Below are 21,866 nucleotides of genomic sequence, written 5' to 3'. Positions count from 1 at the left end.
ACAACCAAAGCGCAAATGAAAATTCTTTTTAAAAACCGACTTTCTTTAGTCTGTATGCTCTTGTGTGGCGCGAGCCTTTTTGCACAGGAAGAGCCGGCTAAAGAAGAAAAAAAGGAACCTTTGGGTTCGCTTAAAATAAAATTCAATGAGGCGGGCGATAAATACCTGCAATTTGGTATCTGGAATCAAACCTGGTTTCGCTACATTGAAAACAATCCGGGAACAATGGTGAACGGACTTCCATCGGAAAATGTTTATGATGCCGGAATCCGAAGAATGAGAATCTCCACAACGGTACAGCTTTCCAAAAGATTCAAATTGTTCTTTCAGGTGGGAATGAACAACCAAACGTTTATTTCCGGTGGCGGAACAGCAAATGGAGCTGACGGAAAAGGGAAAAAAGCCAAAATATTTTTCCACGATGCCTATAATGAGTTTGTTGTTATCCCGAAAACGGAAAACTTTTCGCTGTCCGTTGGAACCGGACTGCATTCCTGGAATGGTGTTAGCCGTCTGACCAATGCGAGTTCCAATAAAATGCTGACGGCAGATCTGCCGATTTACAATTTTCCGACAATCGAAATGTCCGACCAGATGTCCCGGCAATTCGGAATTTTTGTTCATGGCGAATACAAACGCTTGGCATACCGCTTCAATGTGAATAAACCCTTTGCCACCGATATTAAACCTACAGCGGCTACGATAGCGGTTGATAACAACCAGAAAGGAAATCTTGCCACAGCAGGTTATATTTTCTACCAGTTTAAGGATAAGGAAGCCATTACCTCTTCGTTCTTGCCGGGAACCTATCTGGGTGAAAAAAAGATTTTTAATGTGGGTGCCGGATTTTACAGCAATGCCGAAGGAACGGCTACTTTGAACCCTGACAGTTCTTTATCCTATCATAATATCAGTGTTTTTGGAGTGGATGTGTTTACCGAATTTCCGGTAGGGGATCCTTCCAAAAAAATGTCAGCATCCCTTTATAGTGTTTTTTACGATTACAATTTCGGACCTAATTATATCCGCACAACCGGTATTATGAATCCGGGTACGGTTGATGCCGATTTTACAGGAAACAGAGTAGCCGAAGGTGCCGGAAATGCAAGGTTTTCGATGGGAACCGGTTCCATCTGGCACACTCAGGCCGGGTTTTTACTGCCAAAATTCAGTGATAAAATAAGAATTCAGCCCTATGTGGTTTATGCGCTGAAAGATCTGGAAGCTTTAAATCAGACAGGACATTATTATGATATTGGCACCAATTTTTTAATTTTAGATCATAATGCTAAAATTTCGTTGCAATATTCAAGCAGACCGCTTTATGATCCGGAATCATTGAAAGTAACCCAAAGAGCCGGTGAAATATTGGCAAGCGTTCAAATTAGTTTATAAAAATCAAGCAAACAAAACAGATGAATACAAATAGTATAGAAGCACAGGAGATGTCGGTATCTCGCAGATTAAGAGCCATTATCAGCGGTTCCATCGGTAATTTAGTGGAATGGTATGACTGGTATGCCTATTCTGCCTTTTCCATTTATTTTGCTCCGGTATTTTTCCCGTCCAGCAGCCCGACGGCACAATTATTAAATACAGCCGGAATTTTTGCAGTCGGATTTTTAATGCGTCCCATTGGCGGATGGCTGTTCGGAAGTATTGCGGACAAAGCAGGACGAAAATTCTCAATGACCTTATCGGTACTTTTAATGTCTTTAGGATCGTTATTAATTGCCTTAACACCTTCATTTGAAGTAATTGGTATTCTGGCACCCATTTTACTTTTAGTAGCCCGATTGCTGCAGGGATTGAGCGTTGGAGGAGAATATGGTACTTCGGCAACCTATTTGAGTGAAATGGCAGTGTCCAGCAGAAGAGGGTTCTATTCCAGTTTTCAGTATGTCACGCTAATTGGCGGGCAGTTAATAGCCCTGGGTATTCAGCTGATCATGCAAAAAATGTTCCTAACGGAAGAACAAATGCATGATTGGGGATGGAGAGTGCCGTTTTTTATCGGAGCAGCCTTGTCTATTGTAGCTTTATACCTGAGAAGCCACATGGAAGAAACGGAAGCTTTCAAAAAAACAGATGATAAAAACAAAACGATCACCGAAAAGAAAAGCGGCAGCATCAGCGAGTTACTGAAACATCCGAGAGCGTTGGCACTGGTGGTTGGTTTGACCCTGGGCGGAACGGTTGCTTTTTATACCTATTCGACCTATATGCAGAAATACCTGATCAATACTGTTGGATATTCGAAAGAAGATTCTACGATTATTACCTTTATTTCATTATTCCTTTTTGCAGCCTTACAGCCGGTATTCGGATTATTATCCGATAAGATCGGAAGAAAGCCGTTATTACTGACTTTCGGGATTTTAGGAACACTGGCAACGGTACCGTTGTTTAACGCCTTAGGCAATTTAAGTCCGGCCGACGGTATCTGGAGTGCATTCTTTATCGTGATGATAGCACTGATTATTGTGAGTGGTTATACTTCAATTAATGCTGTGGTTAAAGCGGAATTATTCCCAACCGAAATCCGGGCATTGGGAGTAGGCTTACCGTATTCGTTAACGGTGGCTGTATTTGGAGGAACTTCAGAATATGTAGCGTTATGGTTTAAAGATGCCGGTAATGAGCATTACTTTTACTATTATGTAACGGCTTGTGTATTTGTGTCATTACTGGTATATGCCTTTATGCGGGATACCAAGAAAGTATCTACTTTCAATCAGGATAATAAAGAGGAAAAAGAACATCAGCCGGAGGAGAAAAGAGTCCTTTCAAAAGTATAAGGATCCGGTTCAAAATAAAAAAAGCTGCCTGTTTTCGGGCAGCTTTTTTGTTTTTTTATAATTAGTTATTATTGTAATAATGGCAATGGGCATTAATAAAGCAGCCGAGGCATTTCGGGTTGGTAGGCCGGCAGATCTCTCTTCCTAAAAAAGAGATACACATGCCAACATCTTCCCATAGCGTCCTGGGGAACAGCTGCATGAGCAGTTTTTCGGCTTTATTGCCGTCTTTTGTAGCAGGAATAAGCCCGATTCTCGGAGCAACTCTCAGTACATGCAGGTCCACAACAATACCAACAGCCGGTTTTACAAAGGATTCTTTCATGATCACATTGGCCGATTTTCTTCCGATACCTTTCAACTGGGTCAGGGTCTCCATTGTAAGTGGAATGTCTTTATCGGTTTTAATGAGTTGTGCCGTTTCCAGTATCCATGCGGATTTCATCTGGAAATGTCTGACACCGCTGATATATGGAAATAAATCGTCATGAGTGGTATCCTGAAGGCTTTCAAAATTAGGAAATCGCCGGAAAAGTGCAGGTGCTATTTTATTGATATTGGCATCCGAATCCTGAGCGGATAATATCACCATAATAACCAGCTGATACAGGTTCTGGTATTCCAGGGGATGTTTCCGGTCTTTATATTGTGTAATGATTGGTGCTAATTTCTCGGCCCAGCTTATGGAATCACTAAATAAGTCCATGGATTTATTCCTCTTTAAAATCGATAGAAAGCGAATTGACGCAGTAACGTATTCCCGTTTCGGTCGGACCGTCATTAAATACATGTCCGAGATGGCTGCCGCAATTGGCACACAAAATCTCGGTACGGATCATTCCGTGGGAAACGTCTTTTATATAGGCTACTTTTCCGGGAATGGATTCGTCAAACGAAGGCCAGCCGCAATGCGAATCAAATTTAGAATCGCTTTCAAAAAGCGGTTCACCGCAGGCACCACAGCAATAGGTACCGTTTTGAAAATGGAGGTTGTATTTTCCGGTATGCGGATATTCCGTTCCTTTCTGACGAAGAATGCGGTAACGTTCTTCGCCCAGTTCGGATTTCCATTGTTCTTCGGATTTGTTTATCGGGTAACTCATTTTTTTGCAGGTATAAATTTAATGGATACAGAGTTGGTACAGAATCGTTTTCCGGTTGTCGCTGCCGGACCGTCATCAAAAACGTGCCCCAGGTGGCTGCCGCAGTTGGCACACAACACTTCGGTTCTGTCCATACCAAAACTATTGTCATGCTGGTAAATAACCGAACCTTTTATGGCCTGATCAAACGAAGGCCAGCCGCAATCGGATTTGAATTTGCTGTTGGAATTAAAAATAACCTGACCGCAGGCTGCACAAACATATTTCCCTTTTTCAAAGGTATTCCAGTATTTTCCGGTAAAAGCACGTTCGGTTCCTTTATTGCGCAGTACTTCATACTCTTCTTTGGTTAGCTGTGCTTTCCATTCTTTATCTGTTTTCTGGACGTTGAACTTTTTACCCGGTGTTTGCCCGAAACCGGAAAAAGCAGTCAACAATGCGATAACATAAATTAGATTTTTCATAACCTTTAGTGTAAAAATTCCATAATCCGTTTAATGACTTTACTATCGCCTAATATTTTTCGATGCCCAAGATCTTTGGTAATCATGAGCTGTCCGTCTTTTAAATGCTTGTAGATGTGGTGTGCCGCTTTTACCGGAACATCATCGTCGTCTTCGTCATGAATCACTAATACCGGAATAGTAGCCATCTCTGCTGCTATATACGAAGAAAAGTTTTCCATGGTTTCGCCAAATTTGTGTTCAAACCGGGCTTTCATTCGCTGGCTGATTTCCTTTTTTAAACCCAATTTCAGGATAAAATCGTCCATAATGTCTTTTACAATATCACCGCTGCCAATGATAATTGCTTTTTTAACTTTCAGTTGTTGTTTGATGGCATTCATTACCGACATCCCGCCTAAGGAATGTCCGATGGCATATTCAAACGGCCCGTATTGTTTTTCAATTTCTAATATTGCAGCAATAAATTCTTTCATATTGCTGGTTTTTCCGGGCGATTTTCCGTGTCCGGGTGCATCAAAACTAATCGTTGCATAACCGGATTTTAGTAACTCATCGGCTATTTTTACCAATTGCGTACCGCGTCCGCTCCAACCGTGAACCAATAAGACTTTTTTATCGGAAGAACCGTAGTGATACAAAATCACCTCTTTTTGGATCGCAGGAACCATCAGTAATTCCTGGCGGCTGTTTTTATCCATTTCAAATTCTCTTTTGGGCGTTTTGTAACGGATTGGCGTTATAAACAATTTCATAGCAAACTGGGTTGCCAGATCTGAAGATACTTTTTCAAATAGTTTGGCCGTGAAAAGAATTACTTTGGGTATTTTAACGGATTGTTGGTGCTTTGGTTTATTTTCTTTCATTTTTGTATACTAAAACAGTTGCAAGTTAAGTTATAACTGTCGTTTTATTGATAAATTATTCTTAAAATATAGGGAAACGAAATCCGGTTCCGGAGAGAAGTAGCCTTGATTTTTGTTAGGATATTCATTACTAATTTATCAGGAATCACTAATTTTGTTAAAATTTAAAATGTATCCCTTATGAAAATGAATTATCGTTTAGTAGTAGCTGGTTTATTGGTATTGGGAATTTCCTGTGCTAAAAACCCTTTTACCGGAAAAAGCACTTTGGCATTAGTGCCGGATAGCGAAATTTATCCGTCTTCTTTTCAGCAATACAATCAGTTTTTAAGTGAAAATAAGGTTGTTAAAGGTACCAAAGATGTACAGCGCGTTGAAAATGTGGGAATGAAAATCAAAGCGGCAGCTGAAAAATGGCTGAACGCCAATGGATATCAGGGATATTTAAAAGACTATAAATGGGAGTACAATCTGGTAGACAGTAAAGAAGTAAACGCTTGGTGTATGCCTGGTGGAAAGATCGTATTCTACACCGGAATATTGCCTATTTGTAAAGACGATGCGGGAATGGCCACGGTAATGGGACATGAGGTAGCGCATGCTTTATTAAATCACGGACAGCAGAGAATGAGTGCCGGTTTATTACAGCAATTGGGTGCAGCCGGTGTGGGAGCAGCTGTTGGAAATAAGAGTGCGGAAACCCAGCAGATCGCCATGACGGCTTATGGTGTAACCACACAATATGGCGGTATGCTGCCTTTTAGCAGAAAACACGAAAGTGAAGCCGATAAAATAGGATTAACCTTAATGGCAATTGCCGGATATAACCCGGATACCGCTGTCGCTTTCTGGCAGCGTATGGCGGCTAATTCCGGAGGACAGGCACAACCGGAATTTTTAAGTACGCACCCGAGTAATGAAACCCGTATAGCGGAAATCAGGAATCTAATTCCGCAATCAAAAGCGGAAGCGAAAAAATTTGGTGTTGTTTTTAAATAAAAAAATATAGTATCTTCGAAGCTGTTCAGAAAGAACAGCTTTTTTTATACCTATTTATGATACATCTTGAAAAAGGCAGCAAGAAACTGCTAAATGCATGGGCATTTTATGATTGGGCAAACTCCGTTTATGCCCTGGTAATCTCATCATCTATCTTTCCGTTATATTATGGAGCACTCTTCCGTATTAAGGTGATAGAAGAAATTCCGCTTTTCGGATTATCCATTCGCAGTGAAGCCCTGATCAGCTATATAACCGCTATCGGTTTTTTAGTGGTCGCTATTTTATCGCCGCTGCTTTCTGGTATTGCCGATTATTTAGGAAATAAAAAGATCTTTCTGAAGTTTTTCTGCTATATGGGATCGCTTTCCTGTATGGGATTGTATTTCTTTTCATTGGATAATATTATCATCGGATTGCTGACGTACATGCTGGCGTTGATTGGTTTTTGGGGAAGTCTGGTTTTTTATAATTCCTATTTACCCGATATTGCTTTTCCGGAACAACAGGACAGCATCAGTGCGAAAGGATATGGTTTAGGCTATGTGGGCAGTGTTATATTGTTAATCATCAACCTGATCATGGTCATGAAGTTTGAAACCTTCGGCTTTGAAAACCAGCTAAAAGCAATGCAGTTTTCTTTTGTGCTGGTAGGACTGTGGTGGATGGGCTTTAGCCAGTATACTTATCGCTATCTGCCGGATTATAAAAACGGTAAAAAGATTCAGAAGCAGATTATTTTTAACGGATTCAAAGAATTACAGAAGGTATGGAGCCAGTTAAAGGAAATCAAGCCGTTAAAACGTTATCTGGGCGCTTTCTTTGTTTACAGTATGGCTGTGCAGACGGTTATGATTGTTGCGGCCTATTTTGGTGAAAAAGAAGTCGCCTGGGGTAGTGACGAAAAAAGAACAATGGGATTAATTGTCAGCATACTGCTGATTCAGTTAATCGCTGTTTTCGGAGCCTTTATTACATCAAAAGCATCCGCGAAGTTTGGAAATATCAGGGTGTTGATGCTGATCAATTTCCTTTGGATCCTGATCTGTATTTATGCCTATTTTGTAGTGACACCAAATGAATTTTATATTGCAGCCAGCTGCGTAGGGCTTGTTATGGGCGGAATACAATCGTTATCCCGGTCTACCTATTCGAAGCTTATCCCGAAAACACAGGATACCACTTCCTTTTTCAGTTTCTATGATGTATCGGAAAAGATCGGTATCGTAATCGGTATGTTTTTATATGGCTATATTGCAGACATAACCGGGAAAATGCAGAATGCCATTTTGTTTTTAATTGTATTTTTTGTGGCAGGATTGATCCTGTTAACAAGGGTACCCAAAGAATAAAAAGAAGAAATTTTCGTTACTAAAGAATTAACCGTAATATTGTAATTAACTAAAATTGAAGTATGAAGAATATTAGAAATATAGGTATGGGCTTATTAATAGCCGGAGGACTTTTATTTACTGCTTGTGATGTAGAGCCGGTAGACGGAGCTTTGCTAACCAATAACGGAGGGAATACAGGAGGAGGAAACACAGGTGGTGGCAATACCGGCGGCGGAAACACTGGTGGCGGTAATACCGGTGGCGGCAATATCACAGGGACGTATTTAATGACAGCCTTTAATACTTCTGTTCCTACCGATTTGAATGGAGACGGCACACCTTCAACCAATCAGATGAATGAAACAAACTGTTTTAACAATAGCCTGTTAGTATTGAATGCCAATAATACGTTTACGGCATCCTCCAATGGAATTGATATTGTTTCTGACGGAGTAACGGAAACGATGGAATGCTTTACCGATCCGAATCTTACCGGTACGTGGACATTAACCGGTACTACTTTATCACTAACGTATACGGATGAAGGAGAAACCTATACAGATAATTATACGGTTTCCGGAAGTACGATAACAGCATCTGTTGAAGAAGGACAGGTTGTAGGCACTGCCAATGACGGTTCGCCGGTTTACCTGACAGCGACTATCAGCATTGTCTATACAAAACAATAAAAATCAGGATACCTGTTTTAAAGCTGCCTTTAGGGCGGCTTTTTTTGTGTTTTTCACTAAAAAAACAGATATGTGATATCCGTATATTTTTGTTCAATTAAATAAGAAAAATTTGAAATAAACCGCTATATTTGGCGAAATTTTAACAAACTAACAAATTAAAGATGACAAAAATTAAACTTTTAGCAACGGTTTTCTTGTTTTTTACGGCATTTACTTTTGTTTCCTGTGAGGTAGAGTCAATTGACCCGGCATTAGCAGTTAATAATGGCGGAAACACAGGAGGTGGTAATACTGGCGGTGGCAATACCGGTGGTGGAACAAGTGGAGCATTTAAAGCCGATTTTGATGGACAGACTTTTACCGCTAATACTACTCAGGCAATTGTTAATGATGACTATATTGCTATAACGGGAATGAAGTCAACAGGAGAGTTTTTTCAGATTACAGTACCGGAAGGAACCGTTGGAACCTACACCTGGGATGATTATGATGAAAATTCAGGAGGTGTACAAGGAGGTTTTGCATTAATATACAGTCAGGCTTCCGGAAGTATTCCATATATGGGAGCAAGTGATCAATGGGGAGCATTTGCGGGTGTTCCAGGCTATACTGATACAGCTGAAATTATAATAACCAGTATTGATACACAAAATAAAAAAATATCGGGTAAATTTAAGTTTACAGGAATCAGATATGCCAATGGAGTTACGATAGAAACAAAAGTATTTACAAACGGATCGTTCACCAATATTCCATATACTGCAGATGTACCTACAAATCCATCAAATAATAATACTTTTTTTGCAAAACTAAATGGGCAGAATTTTACTCCAACAAATATTTCTGCGATGTCTATGTCAGATAGAATCAATATTATTGGAAGAAAAGGTGCTGTTGAAAACATAGCATTATCTCTGAAAAGTAATGTAACACCAGGAACTTATAATTTAACCATGATTGGTGATTATTCGGGAAGATATACTAAGGATATGAGCCCGTTAGGAAATTTTGCATCCGATTCAGGTTCTGTGACCGTTATTAGTCATGATGTAGCAAATAAAAAAATAAAAGGAACATTCCATTTTGTCGCTACACTACCGGTTTTGTCACCTGATACTCATAATGTAACAGATGGAACTTTTGATGTAACGTATCAATAATAGTAATAAGATCGAATTTATAAAATCTGAAGTATTCCTGCTAAAGAAGAAACAGATACAAAATAGCAATCGCGATATTCTTAATTAATAAAGAGAATAAAGTAATACAAAAGCCCGGACAATGTTTGGGCTTTTTTATGGCACAAAGATTGATTTATATACAGGGAGTTAACGATAATCGCTGACGATTGGTTAACTATCAGTGTAATAGTTGTAAAAACTATTGCATAATTCACTATTTAATGACAAAATGACTTAAAAAAAACTATGTCAAATCAAAAAATACTTACACTGGACAATTTGTCACTTCAGGAAATCGATACGGATGCAGAATTAATTCCGTTAATGACTCCTGAGGACGAGGAAGAGATGAATAATGAAGTCCTTCCGGTAGACCTGCCCATTCTGCCATTGCGTAACACGGTACTTTTTCCGGGTGTTGTCATTCCGATTACGGCAGGAAGAGATAAATCGATTAAACTGATTAATGATGCTAATTCCGGTGACAAGATTATTGGAGTAGTAGCGCAGAAAGACGAAAACGTTGAAGAACCTTCGGCAGCCGATATTCACAATGTGGGTACGGTGGCCCGTATATTACGCGTACTGAAAATGCCGGACGGGAATACCACGGTAATTCTTCAGGGGAAAAAACGTTTTGCTATCGATGAGGTAACTACCGAAGAGCCTTATTTAAGAGCGACCATAAAAGAAGTTCCGGAAGAGCGCCCAACCGAAAAGGATAAAGAATTCAATGCGATAATCGAATCCATCAAAGAACTGGCTATTCAGATTATAAAAGAAAGCCCGAATATTCCAACGGAGGCTACTTTCGCCATTAAAAATATTGAAAGCAAATCGTTTCTGATCAACTTTGTTTCGTCAAACATGAACCTTACGGTGAATGAAAAACAAAACCTGTTAGCCGTAAACGACTTAAAGGACCGGGCACTGGAAACATTGCGTTTCATGAACCTGGAACTGCAAAAGCTGGAACTGAAAAACGATATTCAGTCAAAAGTTCGTTTTGATTTAGACCAGCAGCAACGGGAATATTTTTTGCAGCAGCAAATGAAAACCATCCAGGAAGAATTGGGTGGTGTTTCCCATGAAGAGGAATTGGACGAAATGCGCGAAAAGGCAAAGTCTAAAAAATGGAATGAAAAAATAAAAGCGCATTTTGATAAAGAGCTGTCAAAATTACAGCGAATGAATCCGCAGGTAGCGGAATTTTCAATTCAGCGCAACTATCTGGAATTGTTCCTGGAATTGCCATGGAATCAATATTCGAAAGATAAATTCGATTTAAAACATGCTCAGAAAATACTGGACAGGGATCATTTCGGACTGGAAGACGTTAAAAAGCGTATTATCGAACATCTGGCAGTTTTAAAACTGCGAAACGATATGAAATCCCCGATCCTTTGTTTGTACGGACCTCCGGGCGTTGGTAAAACCTCAATCGGAAAATCTATTGCCGAAGCTTTAGGAAGAGAGTACGTTCGTATTTCATTAGGCGGACTGCGTGATGAAGCGGAGATCAGAGGACACCGGAAAACCTATATCGGTGCAATGCCGGGTAGAATTATCCAGAGTCTTAAAAAAGCCGGAACATCCAATCCGGTATTTGTATTAGACGAAATAGACAAATTATCCAGCAGTCATAACGGCGATCCGTCATCGGCTTTACTGGAAGTTTTAGATCCGGAACAAAACTCTGATTTCTATGATAACTTCCTGGAAATGGGCTATGACTTATCTAAAGTAATGTTTATTGCTACTTCAAACAGTATGAACAGCATTCAGCCGGCTTTGCGCGACAGAATGGAAGTGATTAACATGACCGGTTATACGATTGAAGAGAAAATTGAGATCGCGAAGCAGCATTTACTGCCAAAACAATTACAGGAGCATGGACTTACGGTAAAAGACCTGGTGATCGGTAAAAAACAGCTGGAAAAAATTACAGCAGGATATACCCGTGAATCCGGTGTTCGCGGACTGGAAAAGCAAATCGCTTCGATTGTCAGAAATGCAGCGAAGTCCATTGCAATGGAAGAAGCATACAACATTAAAGTTACCGATGAAGACATTATAAAAGTATTGGGCGCTCCTAAAATGGAACGTGATAAATATGAAAACAATGAAACGGCAGGGGTGGTAACCGGATTGGCCTGGACAAGTGTAGGCGGTGATATTTTATTTATTGAATCGATTATTTCCAAAGGAAAAGGCAACATGACGATGACCGGAAACTTAGGTACGGTAATGAAAGAATCGGCTACGATTGCTTTGGAATACATCAAATCCAATGCAGAAATGTTAGGTATCAACCCGGAAGTGATTGCAAATTACAACGTGCACATCCACGTTCCGGAAGGCGCAACGCCAAAAGACGGACCAAGTGCCGGTGTGGCGATGTTAACGTCTTTAGTATCGAGCTTTACGCAAAAACGCGTGAAGAAAAGCATTGCGATGACCGGAGAAATCACGTTAAGAGGAAAAGTACTTCCTGTAGGCGGAATCAAGGAAAAAATATTAGCAGCCAAAAGAGCGAATATTAAAGAGATCATCCTTTGTCATGAAAACAAAAGGGATATCGATGAGATCAAACCGGAATATCTGGAAGGACTGACTTTCCATTATGTGAAAGAAATGAGCGAAGTACTGGCTATTGCCGTAACAGACCAAAAAGCGAAACACGCTAAAAAGTTACTCGCAGAGTAAGGGATATCCTTTCCGGAAGCATCATAAAAGGCATACGTTAATTTAAAAATTAGCGTATGCCTTTCTTGTTTTATTTTTTACTGTAAGTAAAAAAATAATATCTTCGCAACTGCGTTATATAATTCAGAAACGAACATTTAAAATGTCAAAAAAAATACTGACTTCTTTTTTTCTTATCATCTGTGCCTGTTCGTATGGGCAGATTGGAGGAAAATATACCTATCAGTTTCTGAATTTAGTTACCTCACCGCGTCAGGCGGCTTTGGGCGGTAAAACGGTTACGATATATGATAATGACGTTAACCAGGCGATCTTCAATCCGGCGACTATCAATGTAGAAATGGACAATCACCTTTCGGTGAATTACGGGAACTATTACGGAGAAGTTACCTATGGTACGGCGGCCTATGCCTATACCTGGGACCGGCACGTTCAGACCTTCCATGCCGGCGTTAACTATGTGAACTACGGAACCTTTGAAGGATATGACGAAAGCGGAACCCGTACCAATGACTTTACAGGAAGTGAAATTGCACTTTCTTTCGGCTATGCCTATAATATTCCGTGGACAGACATACATGTGGGCGCCAGTGCCAAACTGATATCTTCCACACTGGAAAGCTATAACTCTTTTGGAGCAGCGGTAGATATCGGCGCTATTTATGTAGATGAAGATAACGATATTAATATCGGACTGGCCGTTCGGAATGTGGGAACACAAATCACGACCTATGCCGGAATGCAGGAAAAATTACCGTTAGAGATCATTGCCGGAATTTCACAGGAAATGGCAAATGTACCCATCAGGTGGCACCTGACCTTAGAAAACTTACAACAGTGGGATATTGCTTTCTCGAACCCTAACAGGTCAGAAAACACCATTGACGGAGAAGTTAAAGAAGAAAAAGTATCTTTTATAAACAATGCGATGCGGCACGTTATTGTCGGAGCGGAATTGTTTCCCGGAAAAAGCCTTAATTTCCGTTTGGGCTATAACTTCAGAAGAGGTGAAGAGCTGTCCATTACCGATCAGCGAACCTTTGCCGGAATTTCTGCCGGATTCGGACTTCGATTCAATACCGTTAAATTCGACTATTCTTACTCGCGCTACACTTCCGCAGGAAATACCAGCCTTTTCGGACTTACGATTAACTTACAATAAAATACAAGCATTTTGAAAAAAATTACCATAGCAATAGATGGCTTCTCATCGACGGGAAAAAGTACACTGGCAAAACAACTGGCAAAAGAGCTGGGATATGTGTATGTCGATACCGGAGCAATGTACAGAGCGGTAACCTTGTTTGCCATGCAACAAAATATAATTTCGGAAAATCACTTCAATAAAGAACAGCTTATTGCTGCTTTGCCGGAAGTGGAACTGCATTTTGAATTCAATACCCATCTGGGTTTTGCTGAAATGTTCCTTAATGGTAAAAATGTAGAAACAGAGATCAGAACTCTTGAAGTATCCCGCCAGGTCAGCAAAATAGCCGAAATTTCACAGGTGAGAGCCAAATTGGTGGAACAACAGCAAAAAATGGGGGAGAACAAGGCGATAGTAATGGACGGTAGAGATATCGGAACCGTTGTGTTTCCAAATGCGGAACTGAAAATTTTTATGACGGCAAGTCCGGCAACCAGAGCACAGCGTCGTTATGATGAATTAACCGGAAAAGGACAGTCCGTAACTTACCAGGAAGTACTTCAGAATGTAACAGAACGCGATCAGATTGATACCAGCAGAGAAGATTCGCCATTGGTAAAAGCGGCCGATGCTTTTGAAATTGACAACTCCGGTTTAAACAGAGAAGAGCAGTTCGAACTGGTTTTAAAACTGGTAGCAGAAAAATTAGCACAATAAATACCTTTAAATTATAATCCGAAATAAATGAAGTTTGTCTTATAACTTTTTTTATTTTGGATTTCTTCTTTTTATTAATAGCTTTACCAGCTTTTTTAAAATTAAATAACCCTAATTACAACATATAACATGAGTATAAAGAACCGTCTCATCTTAATGAATTTCTTCCAATTTTTTGTTTGGGGGGCATGGCTCATTACTATTGCAAATTATTGGTTTGGAACTAAGAACTGGGAAGGAACCCAGTTTGGACTGGTTTTCGGAACTATGGGAATCGCTTCTTTGTTTATGCCGACACTAACGGGGATTATTGCCGACAGATGGGTAAATGCAGAAAAACTATACGGAATACTGCACATCCTGTATGCTGCGGTTTTATTCTATATGCCGCAGGTAGGCACGCCAACAATGTTTATTTACATTATGCTTTTGGCAATGTGCTTTTATATGCCTACGATTTCCCTGAGTAATTCCATTTCCTATACTGCTTTAAAACAAAACAACAGTGATATTGTTAAGGATTTTCCACCTATCCGTGTTTTTGGAACCATAGGCTTTATCGTAGCCATGTGGATTACCAATTTAACCGGAAATAAGGCTACAGATTACCAGTTTTACATTGCCGGTATTGCCGCTTTGATCCTGGGAGTTTATGCCTTTACCTTACCAAAATGTAAACCGCAACGATTAATAAGTGAAAATGCGTCTATTACAGAAACATTAGGATTGGAAGCATTCAAGCTGTTTGGCAATTATAAAATGGCATTGTTCTTTGTTTTCTCCATGTTTTTAGGAGGAGCTTTACAGCTAACAAACGCTTATGGCGATGTGTATCTGGATGAATTCAAGCATTTCCCTAAATATGCCGATTCGTTTGTGGTAAAATATTCTACGATAATAATGTCGATCTCCCAGATATCGGAAACATTATTTATCCTGGCAATTCCGTTCTTCTTAAAACGTTTTGGTATCAAACAGGTAATGCTAATCAGTATGCTGGCGTGGGTATTGCGTTTCGGACTGTTTGCCTTTGGTGATCCGGTAAACGGTTTGTGGATGATTATCCTGTCCTGTATTGTTTACGGAATGGCGTTTGATTTCTTTAATATTTCCGGTTCCCTTTTTGTGGAAACCAATACCGATTCCAAAAACCGTTCTTCGGCTCAGGGATTGTTCATGATGATGACAAATGGTTTCGGAGCTATACTGGGAAGCTTTACTTCCGGATGGGCAATTGATAAGTACTTTACGAAATCATTCAACAATACAACCGAACTGTCTACATATTTACAGACGGAAACGACAAATCCGTTAATGACGGAATTTATAAAAAATCACGGTATTGAAATTTCGGCAGATGGTGTTTTTAGCAGCGGTATCTTTATGAAAGACTGGCATAACATCTGGCTTACATTTGCGGCCTATGCTTTGATTATTGCGATTGCTTTTGCAATTATGTTCAAGCACAAGCATGATCCTAAGGATGTTGAAAACATTGCGCATTAATATATACAGAAACCGGTAGCGAAAGTGTACCGGTTTTTTTATGCCGGATAAGAACCGGGATTTTAAAAGATAATACCGGATAAAAGCAACGGAACGCTCATTGGGCATACGGCTCATATCCAACAGAGTAGGTGTGATATCTTTTTTAATAAAGCTTTGTAAATCAAAAAAATAATATTACCTTTGCACACCTTTTGGCGAAGAAGAGTTTCCTTTAGGTATCAACTATTTATGTAAAACACTTCTGTTGTTTTCTATCGCATTAAGAAACTCGAGAAAATACAGAATACAAATTTTTATCAGACATGTCTGAACAATTAAAAACACAAGAAGAGTTTTTAGCGAATTTTAACTGGCATAACTTCGAAGAAGGTATTGATGCTGTTGACGAGAAAAACTTACAAGAATTTGAAGATTTAGTAGCAAAAACTTTCATCTCTACAGATGCTGAAGAAGTAGTAGAAGGTGTAGTAGTGAGAATTACAGAAAGAGATGCTATCGTTGACATCAACGCTAAATCTGAAGGTGTAATTTCATTAAACGAATTCCGTTACAATCCAAACTTAAAAGTTGGAGACAAAGTAGAGGTATTAATCGACGTTCGTGAGGACAAATCAGGTCAGTTAGTATTATCTCACAAAAAAGCTCGTACAATCAAAGCTTGGGATAGAGTTATCGCTGCAAATGAATCAGGAGAAATTGTTAATGGTTTCGTGAAATGCAGAACTAAAGGTGGTATGATCGTTGACGTATTTGGTATTGAAGCTTTCTTACCAGGTTCTCAAATCGATGTTAAACCTATCCGTGATTACGATCAGTATGTAAACAAAACTATGGAATTCAAAGTTGTTAAAATCAACCATGAGTTCAAAAACGTTGTTGTTTCTCACAAAGCGCTTATCGAAGCGGATATCGAAGTACAGAAAAAAGAAATTATTGGTCAATTAGAAAAAGGACAAGTATTAGAAGGTGTTGTTAAAAACATTACTTCTTATGGTGTGTTCATTGACTTAGGTGGTGTAGATGGATTAATCCACATTACTGACTTATCTTGGAGCCGTATCAACCACCCAAGTGAAGTTCTTGAGTTAGACCAGAAATTAAACGTTGTAATCCTTGATTTCGATGATGAGAAAACAAGAATTCAATTAGGTTTAAAACAATTAAACGCTCACCCATGGGATGCTTTAGATGCTAAACTTGCTGTTGGTGATAAAGTTAAAGGTAAAGTAGTTGTAATCGCTGATTACGGTGCATTTATCGAAGTTGCAGAAGGTGTTGAAGGTTTAATCCACGTTTCTGAAATGTCATGGTCTACACACTTACGTTCAGCTCAGGACTTCGTGAAAGTTGGAGATGAGGTAGAAGCTGTAATCTTAACATTAGACAGAGAAGACAGAAAAATGTCTTTAGGTATCAAGCAATTAACGCAAGATCCTTGGACTGATATCACTTCTAAATACCCTGTAGGTTCTAAACACACAGGAATCGTTAGAAACTTTACTAACTTCGGTATTTTCGTTGAGTTAGAAGAAGGAATCGACGGATTAGTGTATATCTCTGATTTATCTTGGACTAAGAAAATCAAACACCCATCAGAATTTGTTAACGTAGGTGACAAATTAGATGTTGTAGTATTAGAATTAGATGTTGATGGTCGTAAATTATCATTAGGTCACAAACAAACTACAGCTAACCCTTGGGATCAGTATGAAGATGCTTTCGCAGTAGGAACTATCCACAGCGGAACAATTTCTGAAATCGTTGACAAAGGTGCTACAGTTGAATTTGGTGATGATATCGTTGCTTTCATTCCAACTCGTCACTTAGAAAAAGAAGACGGGAAAAAATTGAAAAAAGGTGATACAGCTGATTTCAAAGTAATTGAATTCAACAAAGAATTCAAAAGAGTAGTTGCTTCTCACACTGCTATCTTCCGTGAAGAAGAAGAGAAAAATGTGAAAGCTGCTGAAGCTAACGTAACATCAACTAACAATAGTGAAAAAACTACTTTAGGTGATATCGATGCATTAGCAGAATTAAAAGCTAAAATGGAAAAAGGAGAGTAATCCCTGATTCAGCATATATTTTAAAGTCCCGGGTAACCGGGACTTTTTTTGTTATAACTGCTTCGGGTTTGTTTAATAGTGCCTGTAATTAAAAAAAAATATTGCCGGCAATCTGCTGATTTCTTGTGGAATAACAAGCCGCTGGAAAATTAGTACCTATTTTTTTTACTTTTTAAAAACCAGGATGAAGTTTGTTGCGTAAATGACTGTATAAACAATAAAAATTATACCATTTATGAAAACTTCAAAAATCTTATCCGTTGCATTTATTGCGTGTGCGTTATTTTTAGGAACAGCTTCCTTTGCACAAAAAGAAAAAACAGTAACCGTTGGCGGTGCCCCAATGTACCCTTCTAAAAATATTGTAGAAAATGCTGTTAACTCAAAAGACCATACCACTTTAGTAGCTGCCGTAAAAGCAGCAGGATTAGTGGAAACATTACAATCTACAGGACCTTTCACCGTTTTTGCCCCAACCAATAAAGCATTTGATAAATTACCAAAAGGAACCGTTGAAACCTTGTTAAAACCGGAAAACAAAAAACAATTACAAATGATTCTGACCTATCACGTGGTTGCCGGTAAAATGAATGCGGTGGATATTGATAAAGCCATCAAAAAAGGAAAAGGTAAAGCAACGTTGAAAACCGTTAGCGGTGGTACGCTGACAGCCTGGATGAAAGGGAAAGATCTGTATATAACAGACGAAAGCGGAAACAGTGCAAAAGTAACCATTGCCGATGTGAACCAGTCGAATGGCGTGATTCATGTAGTAGATACCGTTTTACTGCCTAAATCATAATGTTTTTTTTTTGATTGTTGTAAAAGCCATATCGTTTGATGTGGCTTTTTATTTTTAAAGAATAAAGTTGTGTTAATCTCTTTTGGGGATAGGGCGGTAAAACGAAAGGAATTGTATATTTGTGTGCAATCACTTCTAAATTGCATAAAATGATTTTATCAGAATTTGATTTTCATCAAAATTACACCACTTTTTTATTTGATTTTGATTACACTTTAGCCGATGCTTCAAAAGGAATCGTAAGTTGTTTTCACATTGTTTTAAACCGCCACGGCTGGACCGGCATAACCGATGAAGTTATTAAAAAGACCATCGGAATGACACTGGAAGATTCGTTTGCCGTATTGACGGGTATTCAGGAAAAAGAAACGCTTATGCGTTTGAAGCAGGAATACATTGAAGAGGCAGACGGAATCATGTCGGACAATACCTTTTTCTATTCGGATGCTATTCCTTTTCTAACCCGGCTAAAAGATCATCAGCGGCAAACGGGAATTATCTCGACCAAACAGCGCTATATTATCAACGAATCCATCGTGAAAAACCAGGTGGAAACACTGTTTGATATTGTTATTGGTATGGAAGATGTAAAATGGGCAAAACCCGACCCGGAAGGGCTTTTAACAGCCATGAAACGGCTCAATGCCGTTCCGGAGCAAACGTTGTATTTCGGCGACAATATAATCGATGCCAAAGCAGCACAGGCAGCCGGAGTGGATTTTGTAGGTGTGACAACCGGAATGACAGCAAAGGAAGACTTTCATCAGTATCCGTATAAAAAAATTGTTGCCCGGCTTTCGGATATTCTACCGCTAAAAAGTACTTTATAAAGAAATTTGTAAAGTGTCAGCAATAAAAAAAGTCCCGGTTTTCCGGGACTTTCTGTTTATAGTGAGGTTGTATTATCGCAATGTAGCGCCTAATTCTTTTTCAAAATTAGCCAGCAATTTCTGCATGATCTTGTCGATCTGAACATCCGTTAAGGTTTTGGAATTGTCCTGAATGGTAAAGCTCACGGCGTATGACTTTTTACCTTCCGGTAAATTGCTGCCTTCATACACGTCAAAAAGGTTGACATCTTTTAACAAGGTTTTTTCCGTTTGTTTGGCAATAGCAAAAATCTGATCGAAAGCAACCGTATTGTCAATCAATAAGGCTAAATCCCTGCGTACTTCCGGGTATTTCGGGATTTCCACAAATTTGATTTTTGTAGAAAGTAATTTCAAAATAGCACTCCAGTTAAAATCGGCGAATAAAACTTCCTGTTTGATGTCGAAATGTTTTAAAATCGATTTTTTAACCGTACCTAATTCCACAACAATATCTTTTCCTACAGATAAAGCCGTTCCTTCTGCAAATACATCATTGTCTAATGGTTGTGTAACCGTTTTATCAATGCCCAAACGGGATAATATCGCTGTTACATAACTTTTAAAAGAGAAGAAATCCGATGGTTTCTGGGCAGTTGTCCAGCTTTCCATCAAACGATTTCCGGTTACAAAAAGCGTTAAGTGTTTGTTTTCTTCATATCCGGAAGGAAGCTTGTGGTAGCTTTTTCCAAATTCGAATAAACGTAAATCGCTGCGTTTTCTGTTGATGTTAAAAGAAATCGCTTCAAGACCGCTGAACAATAACGACTGACGCATTGCGGATAGATCGTTGCTAAGCGGGTTAAGCATTAACACGTTGAATTCCTCTTTTAGCTTCTCGGATAATTTTACATATTCCGGAGAAGTAAGCGAGTTCGCCATCATTTCATTAAAACCTTGTGAAACCAGCTGGTTGGCAACAATGTTCTGGATCTTATAATCCTCTGTACGGGACGAATTTGAAATCGAAGCGTTTAATTTTTGTGTAAAATTGATATTGTTATACCCGTAAACACGTAAGATCTCTTCAATAACGTCAATTTCACGCTGAACGTCTACACGGTAAGCCGGAATGGTTAATCCCAATCCTGCATCGGAAACGCTGTTTACTTTGATATCAAGCGAAACAAGGATTTTCTTAATGGTTTCATTGGATAATTCCTGTCCGATAATTTTGGTTACATTTCTGAAATTCAGTAAAACGGAGAAATCCTCTATTTTTTTCGGATACAGGTCAATAACATCCGAAGTGATTTCACCGCCGGCTACTTCCTGGATCAGTAAAGCAGCGCGTTTTAAAGCATATTCCGTGATCGTTGGATCAATACCTCTTTCGAAACGGAAAGAAGCGTCTGTGCTTAAAGAATGACGTTTTGCCGTTTTACGAACAGCGATCGGATTAAAGTAAGCACTTTCAAGGAAAATAGCCGTTGTGTTCTCTGTTACACCCGAATTTTTTCCGCCAAAAACACCGGCAATACACATCGGGCCGTTGTCGTCACAAATCATTAAATCCTCTTCATGCAATGTTCTTTCCACATCGTCAAGCGTCACAAACTTGGTTCCGGCAGGGACAGTTTTTACAGCAACTTTACCACCTTTAATTTTAGCAGCATCAAAAGCGTGCAGCGGTTGTCCTAATTCATGCAATACATAATTGGTAACGTCAACAATATTGTTCTTTGGTGTTAAACCAATTGCTTTTAAACGGTTTTGCAGCCAGGCCGGAGACGATTTTACGGTAATGCCCGAAATGGTAACCCCGCAATATCTTGGCGCAAGCTTATTGTCTTCAACTTTAATGTCGATTTTTAGCGTACGTTTTTCAACTTTAAACTTACTCACAGAAGGAGTGATTAATTCCGAATGCGTAATATTCTTCTGAATCAATCCGGCTCTTAAATCTCTGGCAACACCCAAATGGCTCATCGCATCGGCACGGTTTGGTGTCAATCCGATTTCGAATACTTCGTCTGTTTCAATATTGAAAACTTTGGACGCCGGTGTTCCGGGTTTTAAATCATCGGCCAGAACCATAATACCGTCATGACCTTCACCAAGACCTAATTCGTCTTCAGCACAGATCATTCCGTGGCTTTCCTCTCCGCGGATTTTCCCTTTTTTAATTTCAAAAGCAACGCCTTCTTTGTCGTATAATTTTGTACCAATGGTCGCTACGGCAACTTTTTGTCCTGCCGCTACATTTGGAGCACCACATACAATCTGAACAGGAGCACCTTCACCCAGATCAACAGTAGTAATTCGTAATCGGTCGGCATTAGGATGTTGTACACAGGTCAATACATGACCAATCACAACGCCTTCAAGTCCGCCTTTTAAACTTTCATACTTATCAACACCTTCCACTTCCAGACCTAAATCAGTCAGTAAGGCAGCAGTGTCTTCCGAATTCCAATCTAATTTTATGAATTGTTTTAACCAGTTGTATGATATACGCATTGTAGTAAATTTTAAGGATGCAAATATAAGTATTGTAAGGCGTAGAATAAAGAAAAGTTTGCCTTTTTTACAGAAAGAAATGCCTTTTGCTTATTTATAATTGTGTAACGAAATAACAGAATTAATAAGGAAATCTTAATAAAATAAACTTAA

Annotated in this window: 18 protein-coding genes; 13 read left to right on the top strand and 5 right to left on the bottom strand. The window is 39.2% G+C overall.

Annotated features, from left to right (window positions below; genetic code table 11):
- Positions 1 to 15 precede the first annotated feature (15 nt).
- The gene (locus HW120_RS13905; protein ID WP_177734687.1) at positions 16 to 1,395 is read left to right on the top strand and encodes a porin; all 1,380 of its coding nucleotides are present in this window, start codon (positions 16 to 18) and stop codon (positions 1,393 to 1,395) included.
- Positions 1,396 to 1,415: 20 nt separating this feature from the next.
- Positions 1,416 to 2,798 carry an MFS transporter gene (locus HW120_RS13900; RefSeq protein WP_177734686.1) on the top strand — a complete coding sequence of 461 codons (1,383 nt, stop codon included), beginning with the start codon at positions 1,416 to 1,418 and terminating at the stop codon, positions 2,796 to 2,798.
- 61 nt (positions 2,799 to 2,859) lie between these two features.
- Here HW120_RS13900 and HW120_RS13895 read toward each other — a convergent pair whose 3' ends face one another.
- Genes HW120_RS13895 through HW120_RS13880 form a run of 4 tightly spaced genes read right to left on the bottom strand, consistent with a single transcriptional unit; the run spans position 2,860 to position 5,231 of the window.
- Positions 2,860 to 3,504 carry an endonuclease III domain-containing protein gene (locus tag HW120_RS13895; protein WP_177734685.1) on the bottom strand — a complete coding sequence of 215 codons (645 nt, stop codon included), beginning with the start codon at positions 3,502 to 3,504 and terminating at the stop codon, positions 2,860 to 2,862.
- 4 nt (positions 3,505 to 3,508) lie between these two features.
- Positions 3,509 to 3,901 (bottom strand): peptide-methionine (R)-S-oxide reductase MsrB, encoded by a 393-nt coding sequence (gene msrB, locus HW120_RS13890; RefSeq protein WP_177734684.1) that lies wholly within the window; start codon positions 3,899 to 3,901, stop codon positions 3,509 to 3,511.
- Positions 3,898 to 4,365 carry a peptide-methionine (R)-S-oxide reductase MsrB gene (gene msrB, locus HW120_RS13885; RefSeq protein ID WP_177734683.1) on the bottom strand — a complete coding sequence of 156 codons (468 nt, stop codon included), beginning with the start codon at positions 4,363 to 4,365 and terminating at the stop codon, positions 3,898 to 3,900. The genes msrB (HW120_RS13890) and msrB (HW120_RS13885) overlap by 4 nt, the downstream gene beginning before the upstream one ends.
- Before the next feature lie 5 nt (positions 4,366 to 4,370).
- The gene (locus HW120_RS13880) at positions 4,371 to 5,231 is read right to left on the bottom strand and encodes an alpha/beta hydrolase (RefSeq protein ID WP_177734682.1); all 861 of its coding nucleotides are present in this window, start codon (positions 5,229 to 5,231) and stop codon (positions 4,371 to 4,373) included.
- A 180-nt stretch (positions 5,232 to 5,411) separates the two neighbouring features.
- On the opposite strand from HW120_RS13880, the gene HW120_RS13875 reads away from it, so the two are divergent.
- From HW120_RS13875 to HW120_RS13825, 11 genes are all read left to right on the top strand, one after another.
- Positions 5,412 to 6,230, top strand: a complete 819-nt coding sequence (locus HW120_RS13875; RefSeq protein WP_394353027.1) for a M48 family metallopeptidase — start codon at positions 5,412 to 5,414, stop codon at positions 6,228 to 6,230.
- Between the two features lie 56 nt (positions 6,231 to 6,286).
- Positions 6,287 to 7,582, top strand: a complete 1,296-nt coding sequence (locus tag HW120_RS13870; RefSeq protein ID WP_177734681.1) for an MFS transporter — start codon at positions 6,287 to 6,289, stop codon at positions 7,580 to 7,582.
- A gap of 62 nt (positions 7,583 to 7,644) precedes the next feature.
- Positions 7,645 to 8,253, top strand: coding sequence for a lipocalin family protein (locus tag HW120_RS13865; RefSeq protein WP_177734680.1), 609 nt, complete (start codon positions 7,645 to 7,647; stop codon positions 8,251 to 8,253).
- Between the two features lie 164 nt (positions 8,254 to 8,417).
- On the top strand, positions 8,418 to 9,416 hold the full coding sequence (locus tag HW120_RS13860; RefSeq protein ID WP_177734679.1) for a DUF6252 family protein: 999 nt from the start codon (positions 8,418 to 8,420) through the stop codon (positions 9,414 to 9,416).
- 267 nt (positions 9,417 to 9,683) lie between these two features.
- Positions 9,684 to 12,143, top strand: coding sequence for an endopeptidase La (gene lon, locus HW120_RS13855; protein ID WP_177734678.1), 2,460 nt, complete (start codon positions 9,684 to 9,686; stop codon positions 12,141 to 12,143).
- 142 nt (positions 12,144 to 12,285) lie between these two features.
- Positions 12,286 to 13,305 (top strand): type IX secretion system protein PorQ, encoded by a 1,020-nt coding sequence (gene porQ, locus HW120_RS13850; RefSeq protein WP_177734677.1) that lies wholly within the window; start codon positions 12,286 to 12,288, stop codon positions 13,303 to 13,305.
- A gap of 12 nt (positions 13,306 to 13,317) precedes the next feature.
- Entirely contained in the window at positions 13,318 to 14,007 is a 690-nt protein-coding gene (gene cmk, locus HW120_RS13845) for a (d)CMP kinase (RefSeq protein ID WP_177734676.1), read from the top strand.
- A gap of 129 nt (positions 14,008 to 14,136) precedes the next feature.
- Complete coding sequence (locus HW120_RS13840; protein ID WP_177734675.1) at positions 14,137 to 15,513, top strand: nucleoside permease; 1,377 nt, start codon at positions 14,137 to 14,139, stop codon at positions 15,511 to 15,513.
- A 305-nt stretch (positions 15,514 to 15,818) separates the two neighbouring features.
- A complete protein-coding gene (gene rpsA / locus HW120_RS13835; protein WP_177734674.1) occupies positions 15,819 to 17,582 on the top strand; it encodes a 30S ribosomal protein S1 in 1,764 nt (587 codons plus the stop codon).
- Between the two features lie 235 nt (positions 17,583 to 17,817).
- The gene (locus HW120_RS13830) at positions 17,818 to 18,384 is read left to right on the top strand and encodes a fasciclin domain-containing protein (RefSeq protein WP_177734673.1); all 567 of its coding nucleotides are present in this window, start codon (positions 17,818 to 17,820) and stop codon (positions 18,382 to 18,384) included.
- Between the two features lie 149 nt (positions 18,385 to 18,533).
- The gene (locus HW120_RS13825; RefSeq protein ID WP_177734672.1) at positions 18,534 to 19,214 is read left to right on the top strand and encodes an HAD family hydrolase; all 681 of its coding nucleotides are present in this window, start codon (positions 18,534 to 18,536) and stop codon (positions 19,212 to 19,214) included.
- Between the two features lie 72 nt (positions 19,215 to 19,286).
- Here the strand turns inward: HW120_RS13825 and pheT are convergent, their stop codons facing one another.
- Positions 19,287 to 21,713: a phenylalanine--tRNA ligase subunit beta gene (gene pheT / locus HW120_RS13820; RefSeq protein ID WP_177734671.1), complete on the bottom strand. Its 2,427-nt coding sequence runs from the start codon at positions 21,711 to 21,713 to the stop codon at positions 19,287 to 19,289.
- Positions 21,714 to 21,866: the final 153 nt, after the last annotated feature.

It is taken from the genome of Flavobacterium inviolabile, assembly GCF_013389455.1.
GTDB lineage: Bacteria > Bacteroidota > Bacteroidia > Flavobacteriales > Flavobacteriaceae > Flavobacterium > Flavobacterium inviolabile.
This window is presented reverse-complemented; position numbering and strand designations above follow the sequence as displayed.

Coding starts and splice junctions, on each gene's coding strand:
- HW120_RS13900 (WP_177734686.1), top strand. CDS start 1,416: ATGAATACAAATAGTATAGAAGCACAGGAGATGTCGGTATCTCGCAGA.
- porQ (WP_177734677.1), top strand. CDS start 12,286: ATGTCAAAAAAAATACTGACTTCTTTTTTTCTTATCATCTGTGCCTGT.
- HW120_RS13825 (WP_177734672.1), top strand. CDS start 18,534: ATGATTTTATCAGAATTTGATTTTCATCAAAATTACACCACTTTTTTA.
- HW120_RS13870 (WP_177734681.1), top strand. CDS start 6,287: ATGATACATCTTGAAAAAGGCAGCAAGAAACTGCTAAATGCATGGGCA.
- HW120_RS13895 (WP_177734685.1), bottom strand. CDS start 3,504: ATGGACTTATTTAGTGATTCCATAAGCTGGGCCGAGAAATTAGCACCA.
- HW120_RS13880 (WP_177734682.1), bottom strand. CDS start 5,231: ATGAAAGAAAATAAACCAAAGCACCAACAATCCGTTAAAATACCCAAA.
- HW120_RS13865 (WP_177734680.1), top strand. CDS start 7,645: ATGAAGAATATTAGAAATATAGGTATGGGCTTATTAATAGCCGGAGGA.
- msrB (WP_177734684.1), bottom strand. CDS start 3,901: ATGAGTTACCCGATAAACAAATCCGAAGAACAATGGAAATCCGAACTG.
- rpsA (WP_177734674.1), top strand. CDS start 15,819: ATGTCTGAACAATTAAAAACACAAGAAGAGTTTTTAGCGAATTTTAAC.
- lon (WP_177734678.1), top strand. CDS start 9,684: ATGTCAAATCAAAAAATACTTACACTGGACAATTTGTCACTTCAGGAA.
- msrB (WP_177734683.1), bottom strand. CDS start 4,365: ATGAAAAATCTAATTTATGTTATCGCATTGTTGACTGCTTTTTCCGGT.
- pheT (WP_177734671.1), bottom strand. CDS start 21,713: ATGCGTATATCATACAACTGGTTAAAACAATTCATAAAATTAGATTGG.
- HW120_RS13830 (WP_177734673.1), top strand. CDS start 17,818: ATGAAAACTTCAAAAATCTTATCCGTTGCATTTATTGCGTGTGCGTTA.
- HW120_RS13860 (WP_177734679.1), top strand. CDS start 8,418: ATGACAAAAATTAAACTTTTAGCAACGGTTTTCTTGTTTTTTACGGCA.
- HW120_RS13840 (WP_177734675.1), top strand. CDS start 14,137: ATGAGTATAAAGAACCGTCTCATCTTAATGAATTTCTTCCAATTTTTT.
- HW120_RS13905 (WP_177734687.1), top strand. CDS start 16: ATGAAAATTCTTTTTAAAAACCGACTTTCTTTAGTCTGTATGCTCTTG.
- HW120_RS13875 (WP_394353027.1), top strand. CDS start 5,412: ATGAAAATGAATTATCGTTTAGTAGTAGCTGGTTTATTGGTATTGGGA.